14 protein-coding genes are annotated in these 12,509 nt (G+C 41.8%); 3 read left to right on the forward strand and 11 right to left on the reverse strand.

The window, feature by feature from the left end:
• The first annotated feature begins 23 nt into the window (after positions 1–23).
• The 3 genes from CWC29_RS23975 to CWC29_RS08155 are packed head-to-tail and all read left to right on the forward strand — an operon-like array spanning position 24 to position 2,964.
• Positions 24–953 (forward strand): efflux RND transporter permease subunit, encoded by a 930-nt coding sequence (locus CWC29_RS23975; RefSeq protein ID WP_209319113.1) that lies wholly within the window; start codon positions 24–26, stop codon positions 951–953.
• Complete coding sequence (locus tag CWC29_RS08150) at positions 950–1,615, forward strand: response regulator (protein ID WP_138523068.1); 666 nt, start codon at positions 950–952, stop codon at positions 1,613–1,615. Before CWC29_RS23975 ends, CWC29_RS08150 begins: the two co-directional genes overlap by 4 nt.
• A complete protein-coding gene (locus CWC29_RS08155) occupies positions 1,612–2,964 on the forward strand; it encodes a sensor histidine kinase (protein ID WP_138523070.1) in 1,353 nt (450 codons plus the stop codon). The genes CWC29_RS08150 and CWC29_RS08155 overlap by 4 nt, the downstream gene beginning before the upstream one ends.
• 61 nt (positions 2,965–3,025) lie before the next feature.
• Here the strand turns inward: CWC29_RS08155 and CWC29_RS08160 are convergent, their stop codons facing one another.
• From CWC29_RS08160 to CWC29_RS08210, 11 genes are all read right to left on the reverse strand, one after another.
• Entirely contained in the window at positions 3,026–3,538 is a 513-nt protein-coding gene (locus tag CWC29_RS08160; protein ID WP_138523072.1) for a DUF7691 family protein, read from the reverse strand.
• Positions 3,539–3,588: 50 nt separating this feature from the next.
• Positions 3,589–4,839, reverse strand: coding sequence for a biotin/lipoyl-containing protein (locus CWC29_RS08165; RefSeq protein WP_138523074.1), 1,251 nt, complete (start codon positions 4,837–4,839; stop codon positions 3,589–3,591).
• A 122-nt stretch (positions 4,840–4,961) separates the two neighbouring features.
• Positions 4,962–5,909 (reverse strand): sensor histidine kinase, encoded by a 948-nt coding sequence (locus CWC29_RS08170; RefSeq protein WP_128726005.1) that lies wholly within the window; start codon positions 5,907–5,909, stop codon positions 4,962–4,964.
• 3 nt (positions 5,910–5,912) lie between these two features.
• Positions 5,913–6,452, reverse strand: a complete 540-nt coding sequence (locus CWC29_RS08175; protein WP_128726004.1) for a heme NO-binding domain-containing protein — start codon at positions 6,450–6,452, stop codon at positions 5,913–5,915.
• A gap of 125 nt (positions 6,453–6,577) precedes the next feature.
• Entirely contained in the window at positions 6,578–7,984 is a 1,407-nt protein-coding gene (locus tag CWC29_RS08180) for a hypothetical protein (RefSeq protein WP_138523076.1), read from the reverse strand.
• A 100-nt stretch (positions 7,985–8,084) separates the two neighbouring features.
• On the reverse strand, positions 8,085–8,381 hold the full coding sequence (locus CWC29_RS08185; protein ID WP_138523078.1) for a DUF1330 domain-containing protein: 297 nt from the start codon (positions 8,379–8,381) through the stop codon (positions 8,085–8,087).
• Positions 8,382–8,410: 29 nt separating this feature from the next.
• Positions 8,411–8,800 (reverse strand): SMU1112c/YaeR family gloxylase I-like metalloprotein, encoded by a 390-nt coding sequence (gene gloA2, locus CWC29_RS08190; protein ID WP_138523080.1) that lies wholly within the window; start codon positions 8,798–8,800, stop codon positions 8,411–8,413.
• Between the two features lie 119 nt (positions 8,801–8,919).
• Positions 8,920–9,681 (reverse strand): SDR family oxidoreductase, encoded by a 762-nt coding sequence (locus CWC29_RS08195; protein ID WP_010604931.1) that lies wholly within the window; start codon positions 9,679–9,681, stop codon positions 8,920–8,922.
• A gap of 6 nt (positions 9,682–9,687) precedes the next feature.
• Positions 9,688–10,575, reverse strand: coding sequence for a 3-hydroxyisobutyrate dehydrogenase (mmsB, locus tag CWC29_RS08200; RefSeq protein WP_128726001.1), 888 nt, complete (start codon positions 10,573–10,575; stop codon positions 9,688–9,690).
• Between the two features lie 12 nt (positions 10,576–10,587).
• A complete protein-coding gene (locus tag CWC29_RS08205; protein ID WP_128726000.1) occupies positions 10,588–11,727 on the reverse strand; it encodes an enoyl-CoA hydratase/isomerase family protein in 1,140 nt (379 codons plus the stop codon).
• The gene (locus CWC29_RS08210) at positions 11,727–12,503 is read right to left on the reverse strand and encodes an enoyl-CoA hydratase (protein WP_128725999.1); all 777 of its coding nucleotides are present in this window, start codon (positions 12,501–12,503) and stop codon (positions 11,727–11,729) included. The genes CWC29_RS08205 and CWC29_RS08210 overlap by 1 nt, the downstream gene beginning before the upstream one ends.
• Between the last annotated feature and the right edge of the window lie 6 nt (positions 12,504–12,509).

Consider the following 12,509-nt stretch of genomic DNA (forward strand, 5'->3'; position numbering starts at 1 on the left):
CCCAGCAACTTACCTTATCAGCCTTGGGTTTAGCACGTAGCGATATTGCCGAATATATCGCATGGCGTAGCTCTGGACTAAAAGTAACAACGCTTGATTATAATTTCGAACCGATAGATTTGATGATTGTTGACACTACTTCTAATCAAAGTAGTACTGATATTTTAAATACTCAAATCATGCTACCCAACCAATTAAGCATCCCCCTATTTGCGGTGTTGAATGCCGAGGTTATTGGCACACCACCATTTATTGAAAGGCGCGATGGCAAGTTTGTAATGTCTATAAAAGCGGATGTCGCTATGGGAAGTGACGAAGAAGAAATCCTCGAAGCGCTACAACCGGCGTTGCTAACAATCGCGCAACAACATCATGTAACGTTAATGTTTGGTGGGGAATTGAAAGAATCAGAACAGGCTAATGGCGCTTTACTACAAACACTTCCATTTGGAGTCGCATTGTTATTTGGGGCATTAATGTTGCAATTTAATTCATATCGTTTAGCAATATTGGTGATGTTTACTATTCCCCTCGGCGTTGTAGGAGCGCCGGCTATGTTATCTATCGTCGGAGTACCCTTTGGCTTTATGTCAATATTAGGTGTACTAGCGCTTATGGGTATTGTGGTGAACAGCGCAATTTTGCTGATTGAGCATACACTAGAGTATTTAAATCAAGGCACAGAGCTATCGCAGGCAATTTGTTTATCGGTACAAACGCGTCTTCGTCCTGTTATAGTAACTACATTAACAACCATAGTTGGCATGTTGCCGCTAACTTCCAGTGCAAGCCCTTTGTGGCCACCATTCGCCTTTACAGTAATTGGAGGTTTGCTGACTTCAACTTTGCTTACGATGCTGATATTGCCGCTTATACTGAAGTTTTTACTATCAAGTAAACGTTTTCAAAAACCACTACTAGAAACAGAAAATATGGAAATATTGATTCAATGAGAGTGCTAATCACTGAAGACAATCAGCAGCTTGCGACATTTATACAGCAAGCAATTACTCAAGATGGTCACGCCGCTGATATTGCTGCAACTGCTGCACAAAATGAACAGTTAATACAAAGCTGGCAGTATGATGCCCTCATACTAGATTTAGGCTTGCCAGATAAAGATGGTTTAGAGGTTATTCGCTTAATTCGAAAACAACAAAATGCATTACCAATTTTAATCCTCACCGCGCGTGGCAGTGTCGATGATCGCATCAAAGGACTTGATTTGGGTGCGGATGACTACCTGAATAAACCCTTCGCGATTGACGAGCTTAAGGCAAGACTGCGAGCATTGCTGCGTCGCCCGAGTACCTACACCGGAAATCTATTAACACATAACAATCTTGCTGTTGACACAAAGGCACGTCGTGTCACCGTTGGCTGTGAAAATTTAGCGATGGGGAAAACGGAAGTTGCCATTTTAGAATATATGATCCGAAATGCAGGTTTAACCGTGGGCAAAGATGCACTTTACGATGCTATCTATGCCATGGGTTTCGAAGTAACGGATAATGCAATCCAAGTTGCAGTGCACAGGATCCGCAAAAAACTAGAATCGTCCAATGCACAAACAACGATCAAAACACTGCGCGGTATAGGATATATTTTGACATGAAGCAACTTTCTCTCGCGAAAAAGATATTTCTGCATTTTTTTATAATTGGATCTGCTGTATTCAGCTTGATTGGGTTTGCCTTGTACCTTTTTTCAACCAACTTTGCCAATATGGCTGTTGAAGAAAGTATGGTTGGTATGAGTGAAGATATTCAAGAGCAACTCTACTTTGATAAGAACAATAAATTAATATATCAATCTGATGTTGTAGCTGAGAAATGGGGTTACGATGCTTTATACAACAACCTAGTATTTAGAGTCACACACGCCCAAACTGGTGCCGTCTTGCTGCAGTCCACAGCCAATGAGAGTAGCTCTGCAGCCTTGCAAGCATTGATTGCTACTAAAGACATCCCTGTCGGATATTCGCATCTTAGTGGCATAGACCGTTACCGTCTTCACGCTAACATCGATAATACTTCTGTCAATATCGATTTGGGCAGAAATGATCTGATTGGTGAGCTTGCCAACGAAGCGGTTATGCCCGCTCTGAGTCAAGTCTCTATTTTTATCATTAGCGCAGCATTTTTAGTATTTATGGTTGTTGGATATCTGTCTATTCGCTCTATTGTCCGACCCGTGAAAAGCGTTGCAGAACAACTCCAACGGATTAGACCTGAACAGCTTAATTTTAGGCTAAGTGAGCAAGGTCTCCCTGTTGAAATCGTTCCCATTGTGCATTCGTTGAATCAAGCGATGGCAAGAGTCGAAACAGGTTTTGATGAACAAAAGCGATTTGTTGCTAACGCAGCCCATGAGTTAAAAACCCCGCTTGCAATTCTCAATACCCGTGTTGAACTCGCCCAGTTAGATAAACACACCCACTCTGGTATTTTGGCGGATGTAAGTTATATGACACGTGTTGTACAGCAATTGTTAGACCTGTCTCGTGCACAGAGCCTTAACGCTTACGAAAGGCATTCACTCAGTATTGTACCGTTAGCAAAAGAAGCCTGTATGATGCTGGCGCCGTTATCTGTCACCATGGATAAACAGCTAGAACTGGAAATTGATGATACTGGAGAAGTAATTACAGGCGATCAGTCCTCCATCCATATCATGATAAAAAACCTCATCGAAAATGCCCTACGCCACAGTACTGAGCAAGCTCAGATTAAAGTAAAGGCCTCTGGAAAATGTATCGAAGTTATGGATAGCGGCCCTGGGATCGATATCCAAAATTATGAAAAAATCTTCGAGCGTTTTTGGCGTAAAGAGCAGTCGTCAATGACTGGCAGTGGCCTCGGTCTCGCTATTGTAAAAGAGGTAGTCGATTTACATCACGCCACATTAGATGTTACATGTCAAAATTATATGGGTGGTGCGACATTTTCTGTCACATTTAAATGACCAGCTCCAAATAGCGTCGTATTTATTGTCAAGATTTTAATCGGTAGATTGAAACCGCAAATCAATAACCAAAGAAAACCAAAGCTTTGTGGTTTTGAACTGCTGTATCGAAAATGAAGTTTACCGTTTCTATATAGGAAGTTTCTTTAGTGTATGGTTCGTCACTGCCAAGAAAGACCTGTCGACCCTGCTCTAACTCTTCAAGAGGGACGCTGTAGAATTCAGGCCAGTCATCGTTTTTGGGAATAGGAATAAATGCTTTATGATTAGATGGCGTCACATCTTCCATTATATCTAGAAAATCATCATGGCGAACCATCTCACCAAATTCTTGGCACAGCATTTCGTATAAATAGCCATAAATAAAGTTATCTTCGTCGTCCTCATCTGTACTCGTTCCATTTATAATATTCGCCATGCAAGCGGTATATCCCTTAACATCCAGCTCTTCTTGCCCTGCAATTTCATCTCGATATTTGGATAAAAACCTATCCAAAAATTGCTGATCTTTATTTCCCCACACTGCTTTTAATTCTTCTGCGTCAACTTGATACGCCACGACGTTATAACTCATTAAAAAACTCCTTTTTAGTCGAACGACTTCTTGATACTACGTCAGCAATACTAAACCAGTAAAAAGTAACCAACTAACATAATAGATATTATGCCGGCAGCCACCGCAAACACCCCTCCAAAACTAGGGCTTACAGCTTCACTTTCGTTGTACTTCTCTGCTATAGGCTCAGTAATAGCAGACTCTGATTGATAAACCGAGCTAACACCATTATGTCGATTTGATAAATCGACATAACTATTGTCAGTATGAGCTCCAAGAGAGGGAGATTCATTTTTAAGGTCCGTATCAATAACCGCGCTATCGGTTGCTTCGACTTCCGCTACGTCTTCCAACGTAAATACTTTGCCAGAGCTAGCATCTTCTTCTTGACTGTCTTTGCTACAATCTTCTTTTACATGGTCAATCACTGCAGGCTCTGATCGTAAAACCGTTGAAGCTGGACTAACACGGTCATTTGTTAAATCAACATAGCTATCGCCAGTTTGAGTACTAAGAGGGGGAGATTCATTTTTAAGGTCCGTATCAATAACCGTGCTATCGGTTGCTTCGACTTCCGCTACGTCTTCCTGAGCTTCTAAATTATCGCATGTAGCCTGATGAGAGGATGCATTGAGTTCAACCAGTGTAGAGGGTTCATTGTCCAAAACTGGGTCTAACAGCACTTGAGCCATCAAAGCATCAATATTATCCTCTGGTAGCTCAGGCTCGAGCTCAGACGCGACATACTCGGGGTGATACAAAGTGACAATTGTTTCGTCAGGTGTAACTGTTTGTTCAAGCTTTTTGACAAAGTCGCATACTACACCATCGTGGGGAGCACTTACTTCAAGAACAGCCTTATCGGTATAAACATCACAAAGTTTATCGCCACAAACAACCTCATCTCCTTCTTTGACATAGATTTCAATAATTGTCGCACTATCTACAAAGTCAGGTAATGCATCAATCTGCACATCAATATTGCCTTTACCTTTGAACTCATGCTCGGCGGTGATGTCTTCATTACTGAGTAACTGATGAGTACTCTTCAGTTTAGGTGCAACCAAGTGGTTTAATTTTGCATCTGGAGTGATTGACATGATAAGTGCATCAGCTTCCAAAATATCTCCCTCATTCACCACAATTTTGCTTACATGACTTGCATCGGGAGCGCGCAGCTCCAACAGGACCTTGGCAGTTTCGATATCACATAAGATCTGATCCTTCGCAACTTGATTTCCTTCGGATACGTAGAGTTTTGTAATTTTTGCAGTGTCTATTAACTCAGGCAACACGGGTACTTTCAGTTCAATCGCCATAATTTCCCTATTACGTTTTAGTATAAAAGATGAGTTTCGAACACTCAGATGAAAAGGTTTGAGAACGCGTCGAATCTATTAAATCACCGTATTATAAAATGGGAACATATTCAAGATCCTCACTACTCTAGAGGAAAAGATATAGTGAACTGGCTACCTACGCCTTCTTGGCTATGGACCTCGATTTTTCCTTTATGCTCTTTCACAATTGCTTGAGTAACGGCAAGCCCCATGCCCGTCCCCTCGCCTACAGGTTTGGTCGTAAAGAACGGATCGAAAAGCCTAGGGAGCACATCTGCGTCAATACCAACTCCATTGTCGCTAATGCTTAAGATAATATCTTGATCTTTACCTAGTGCTAGCAACACTTCGATTGATTTGTGCGACTTGTGGCTCATGTCCACTGCATACTTCGCATTCACTAACAGGTTGATGATAGCTTGCTTTAACGCCCCCTCTTTGCAAGAGATATTTGGGACATCTTCAATCGCTACGGTTAGCTCGTATCCCTTAAGTTGGCCATGAAGTAAACGAAGCGTGTCTTCAATTATCTTTTTTAACGAAGCACTACTAAAGCTGTCATTATTTGAGCGGGAGAAATTCATTAAATCGTTTACTATGGCTTTAATTCGTTCACAGCCATGCAATGTATCATGAATGAGCTCAGGTAGATCATCTGCAATTTCGTCAAGGCGTTGTTTCAAATATATATCGACGAGGCGAGTTTCTAATTCACCACCTCTCAAATCATTCTGTTCAAGTAATTTAACAGTCTCAAGCAACTGTAATATCGGCGAGATATAAAAATTAAGTGACTCTAGGTTACCCGCCACATATGCCAATGGGTTATTTAATTCGTGTGCTACACCTGCTGACAATGTCCCTAATGTAGCCATTCGCTCATTGTTTATTAATACCGCTTGTTGATTCTTAAGCTGTTCTAGTTGACGTTCAAGCGTTTGGTTAGCCAAATATAAGGCACGCGTTTTCTCTTCCAGTAAGGACTCAACTTCATCACGTGCACGGCGCTCTCTTAAGTACGCCTTTTTATAATCGGTATCTTCAGACATCAACTAATCCAAATGAAGAATAAGTATGCAGTGGCTTGAACCCTTGTGCATACACTGCGGATGTTCAATTTTCAACTTTCGGCTATAAAACTGAGCAGCGCCATGAAGTAGGCCTTCCGCACAGAAACATAACTTACGACTTGAGCAATATTCTAGCACTATGGTTTTATCGTCTTTTACCATTGCGGAAATAGAAGGTAAGTTAGGTTCGTTATAAAGCTTTTTTACCTCCATATGTATCACACTATCGATAGATAAAACTAGTTCTTCAAATGATGTAAATTTTGATGAGATACCTTTATGCTTTTCCGCCAAAAATCCAAAAAGTGACTGTCCAAAAATGGCCAATACATCTGTTAATGGTTTTTCCAACTTATCAGCAACACCTTGTGCTAACGCAAACAACTCTGCATCAGGATAGGATGTAGGAGAAACATAAACCCTCCCCTCAGGGGCATGTGCTTCGAGTAGCTCATCCCAAGCTTGCATGCCGATCGCTTCTACAACTAATTCTTCTAAACCTCTAAATATCACGCCGCGCATTAAACGCTCCTAATTTTAGCCTGCGACGCTGTGATTTCACTACGAGTTATAGCAAGCTTTTGAAATACTTAACTTGTTCTGATATTAGCTAAGTGTAGAACAATTTTTGCAAAGTGATAGACATTCTATTGAGTGCGTGGAGCTTGAACATCAGACTCTGATTCTTCAACTTCATCTAGCTCGAGCAATTCAAGCATGCTCATATCGAGAAAATTATCTAGCTCCTCATTATGCGCAAATACCTTTTCTTTTATGCCTTGATAGTAGTCATTTACAATTCCAGCTAAATTACGCTCCATCCAGGTCTCGACTGAGTCCGAGCGCTTAAAAGTATCAGGATTTTCTTCAACATCTTCTAAAATGGATAGCCACATAGTTAGCTGGGTTCTAACAGGCGCGTCTTTGGATTGCTCCATGACATCATTCATCCAACCAAGCCCCTGATTTTCATAGGCTTTTATCAGCTGATTGTATAACCTACTTTTTTCGTTATCGTCAGCTGGTGCGCCCTTAAATTTAACGTAGTCTCTATTGTCAGTTCTAAAGTACTCTGTATTCTCATTTTCGTAATTCAGTTTACTCAATCTTGCAAACAGGTTATCCGGCTCACGCGTATCCACTTCGTTTAACATTTCTATAAAAGTAGTTCGGTCATTTGCCTTAACCAAGGTTGCCATATCGAGCATGCCACGACTCGTATCAAAATCAGAATTTGCTAAATGCGCGTTCAGATCTAAAAGATCACCGTCTGAAAATTTGTTATCAATGACAAATTTTGCATAGTCATTTAATAATTGGTTGTTCATGTCACCATACGCATTTACATCTTCAAAAAAGCCTAAACCTCTTACATTTAAATCGAAATCAGCATGGCCGTCTTTATCAAGCAGATAAGCAGGTAAATTTGGCTCCGCGAACACTTTATTGTTAGCTTGCTCCATCAGCTTCGACATGGTCTTCACCGTATCTTGTAATGCCTCATCTGACATATTGCTAAGCTTATTTATCAGCTTGGTAGAATAATCATCCTTTTTTTGATCAAGCAAGTTGATGGACAACGACTCGACAATAAAGTCGGTGAGCTGACCAAGCTCCTCATCAGTTAACCTGTTAGCAACGTCAAGAAGTGCTTCTGTTGGTTTAAAGTGGGAAAACTTTATTTTTTGTTCTTCGTCTAAGCGATCGAAAATAGCTAGAAATTCGTCAATTTTCTCTCTTCCTTCAAAATCACCATAGGTATCTTTATAAATATGGCCATTTTCATCCGTTCCCATATGCTCTCGATGAATCCCATAGCGCTTAAGCCCAATCATACTGAGGTCTAGGTTGAGAAAAAATTCTTTACTGTATGTGACTGGTGATTGTGTGTAGGAAAAATCAATAGTTAATTCATTGTCTGAACTAAGTAACTGATTGGGATCATCATCGCCCCTATTTGCTGCGACCTCTGTTACTTTTTCATGTAGTTTTTCTGACGAAGTTGAATTTATAAAACTACCGTTATTTATTTGATATTGTGACCTTATATTCATAACCTATATCCTTGTTACAAATTCAATTTACCGCGGAGTTATTAAACATTATCGACCTACATAAAGTAAACTTTACCCAATTTTGCTCCTTATTTGAGCTTTATCTAGTGTAGCTCGCCAAAATATCAAATCCACTGACGCTATCTTCAAAGTATCGCGCTTTTACCTGTACATATTCAGTATCACTGAAGAAGGACTCCATTGAAGCTTGATCAGGAAAATATATGGTAAAAAGTCTATTAGCTTGACACTGCCCCTCAGTTTGCAGGGTTGCTGCAATATGAAAATCGTTACTAAATCCACCACCATATTGTCTTAAAATAGGCTTCATCGCTTCACGATATTTGGCATACCGCTCACTGTTATGAATTTCCATCGCCACTAACATCTCATACATAATTTAGCCCTTTTAGAGTAGTTATCATCTTAACATTGCTCATAAAGCTCTAGCGGTAAGCCATCAGGATCGCTGAAAAAGGTAAATCGTTTGCCTGTATATTCATCTATTCGAACAGGCTCTACAGCAACTTGATTTTGCACGAGGTGTGCAATACAAGCATCCATATCTGATACGCTAAATGCCAAATGTCTCAGCCCTTGCGCTTCTGGATGTGATGGTCGTTTTGGAGGGTTTGGAAAAGAAAACAACTCAATCTGACTCCCATCAGGCAATGCAAGATCTAATTTATAGGACGCTCTATCTTTTCGATAGTTTTCACAGAGTACATGCAAACCAAGTACTTCGGTATAAAACACTTTTGATCTTTGGTAGTCAGAACAAATAACAGCGACGTGATGTATTCCAGATAACTTCAAGTGCTTCTCCTCAAGCATTTAGGGTCTTTTAAATAAAAAAGCGGCAATTTGCATTGCCGCTTCACACACTCAAGTAGGAACTTGGACTACATATTGTAAAACCAAGCCTATTTTTTTCATTACAAGCGAATGCCGCCGTCAATCTCAACGACACGTCCCGTAAAGAAATCATTTTCAATGATATATTTTGCTGTATGGGCAATTTCTTGCGCTTCACCAAGACGCCCTACCGGCTTCATTTTCACTAGGCGCTCTTTGGCTTCAGGCTTCATTGCATCGGTCATTTTTGTACGGATAACACCCGGTGCAATTGCGCCCACGCGAATACCAAAACGACCTAATTCTTTAGCCCAGCTGGTAGTCATCGCAACGACACCTGACTTTGCTGCTGAATAATTGGTTTGTCCCATATTACCAGCGCGTGCAACGCTAGACATATTAATGATCACGCCACCATTACCTGCTTCTACCATTTTGACAGCAGCTTCGCGGCCACACAGGAAAACACCTGTGAGGTTGACATCAATAACGGATTGAAATTGCGATAGCGACATTTTGTCGATGACTTGCCCATCTTTTGCTTTGAGTAGCAAACCGTCACGCAAAATACCTGCATTATTTATCAATACCGAAATATCGCCGAAGTCATTTACGATGGCATTAAACACATTTTCGACGTCTGATTCTTGACTAACATTAGCGACATACGTGTTAACTTGTGTGCCGAATTGAGCAAGTTCGTGCTTCGCTTCTGCTAAAACGTCTTCTTGCATATCAATCAGGGCAAGTTTTGCCCCATGCTTTGCCATTTCAGTCGCCATGGCAAGACCTAAGCCTTGCGCACCACCAGTGATCACAACTGTTTTATTGTTAATATCCATAGTGTCCTATTTCTCTGAATAAAGCTTAAAAATCGCACTAAAGTCTTCACTGCCTTTGCCTTGATTTTGCATCAAGTTATACAAATTCTTTGCAAGCGCCCCCATGGGCGTCGCAGAATTTGTTTGCTGCGCAGATTGCATCGCAAGGCCAAGATCTTTAGCCATTAAATCAACCATAAAGCCCGGCTTATAACCGTTCGAAGAAGGCACATTTTCTAGTACATCAGGACATGGGTTGTATAGCTCTAGCGTCCAGTTACGACCAGAGCTGTTTAGCATAATTTCGCTCAATACTTTAGGATCTAAGCCATGATCTACACCCATTTGCAGCGCTTCACTTGTGCCCGCCATAAGTATTGATAACAGCATATTGTTACATATCTTAGCGACTTGCCCTGCACCAATATCTCCAGCATGAAAAATGTTCTTACCCATATTGGTCAGTACCACATGGGCACGTTCAAAGTCTGCTTTATTACCGCCGACAATAAAAGTTAAGGTACCGGCCGCTGCACCTGCAACACCGCCAGACACAGGCGCATCGACAAATGAAATACCCGACTCTGCCAACTTGTTGCCAACAAACTGAGCAGATTCAGCATCGATGGTCGAGCAATCAATTACTTGTGTGTTTTTAGACAAATAATTAATTAACCCATCATCGCCTGTATACACAGCTCGAACATGCTTGCCTGCAGGCAGCATACTGATCACATAATCGGCTTCGCGACATACATCGCTCACAACCGTCGCTTTCGTTGCACCACTAGCTTCAAGCGTCGCAACAACCTCTGGGTTCAAATCGAATACACATACTTGGTGGCCAGCCTTTAACAGGTTAATCGCCATTGGACCACCCATGTTACCTAAGCCAATAAATCCTACTTGTGCCATTTAAGTCACTCCTTATAAGTCACGCAAAGGATGATCGTTTTCATCCCATCGAGGTGTGAAAAAACGTTCTATTGCGTCATTTGGAATCTCAGCAACCGATTTAAACCGCCAATTTGGTTTGCCATCTTTATCGATAAGCAGCGCACGAACACCTTCTTGAAACTCACCAAACTCGCCAGCCGTTACCGACATACCTAACTCCTGCTTAAAGCAGTCTTTGAGTGTTTTACCTTCACTTCTAGTAAGCTGCGCTTTAACCAATGCTGCGCTCAATGGTGAACCATGTTTTAACGCAGCCTGTGCCTTGCTTAGCCATTTGTTGTCAGTGCTATCCAACGCTAAAATAAACTCAACCTGCTCTGATAAAGTATCTTTCTCATCAAGCGCTTCGAATACCTTGATAAGCGGTTTAATTTCGCTTTTTGGCGGCGCATGAGAGGCTTCATCTAGTGACAACAACAACTGCGTGAGCTTTTCATGATTTAATACATTGGTTTTGCCCCAGTTCACTTCAACTAGGTTTTGTAATAGTAAGCTCAGCTTTTCTGAGTCCATAAAGTGGTCGGCGAGCCCAACCAGCTTGGCATCCGCAGCGTTAATGTTTGCAGCGGTGAGCCCCAAGAATAGCCCAACGCCTTTTGGCATCTTATTGAGGAAATAGCTCCCTCCCACATCAGGGTATAAGCCAATGGTGATTTCCGGCATAGCAATGCGCGACGTTTCGGTCATCACTTTATGGCTTGCACCAGCCGTTAAGCCCAGTCCACCACCCATGATGATGCCATTACCCCAAAGTAGGATTGGTTTATCATAGTTATGGATTTGATAATCTAACCGATATTCTTCACTAAAAAAGGTTTCAATTAATGCATTACTCGTATCAGACGACATTTCGCGATATAAACTCACGACATCGCCGCCGGCACAAAACGCCTTCTCTCCAGCACCTTTTAGCATAACCATTGCTATTTGCGGGTCGTTTGCCCAAGCGTCAAGTTGTGGCGCGAGCAAACGGATCATATCGAGGTTTAAGGCATTTAACGCTTTTGGTGCATTTAATGTCGCCAGCGCTATTTTCATCCCGTTATGGCACGTTGCCTGTTCGAATATAACCGGCGCCTCTTCGTGATTTATTAGCTCAAATTCAGTCATTAGCCATTTACCCAATTCGCTTTACGCTTCTCTAGAAACGCGTTTACGCCTTCTTTTTGATCTTGCGTATCGAATAGTGTTACAAAGAGTTCGCGTTCCAGCGGCAATGCGCTATTGATTGTGCCAGTGCGACCTTTTTGAATGAGGGCCTTACAAGCTGTGACCGCAACTGGACTTTGATCTTCCACTTTCTTAGCAAGTTCAAGCGCAGCCTCCAGTGCTTTACCCTGCTCGACCACTTCTTCAACTAAGCCAATTTGCTGTGCTTTATCAGCTTTTAAGCGTTCACCGCATAAAATCATACGTTTTGCCCAGCCTTCGCCCACAAGCCAAGACAAATTTTGTGTGCCGCCAGCACAAGGTAACAATCCGACTTTCGCCTCAGGAAGTGCCATTTGGGCTTGAGCTTCGGCAATACGGATATCGCATGCTAGTGCGACTTCTAAGCCGCCACCCATTGCAAAACCATTGATAGCAGCAATTGATACGCCTCTAAAGTCGCTGAGTGTTTCAAACGCTTCGCCAAATACTCGAGACATATCCGCAGCGACCCCTTTGTCGCCGTCGGCAAATACGTTTAGATCCGCACCGGCTGAAAAGAACTTTTCGCCTTCACCAGTGATCACTAAAGAATAGATTTCTTTATCTGCGTTCAATTCGATTACTAGATTTTTAAGTGCAGTTAGTGTGCCTTTTGTCCACGTATTCGCAGGTGGATTTGACATAGTAACAACGGCAGTATGGCCTTGTTTTTCGAGTTTTAATTGTGCAGTCATGATGCT

Source organism: Pseudoalteromonas galatheae (genome assembly GCF_005886105.2).
In the GTDB taxonomy this organism is placed as follows: Bacteria; Pseudomonadota; Gammaproteobacteria; order Enterobacterales; family Alteromonadaceae; genus Pseudoalteromonas; species Pseudoalteromonas galatheae.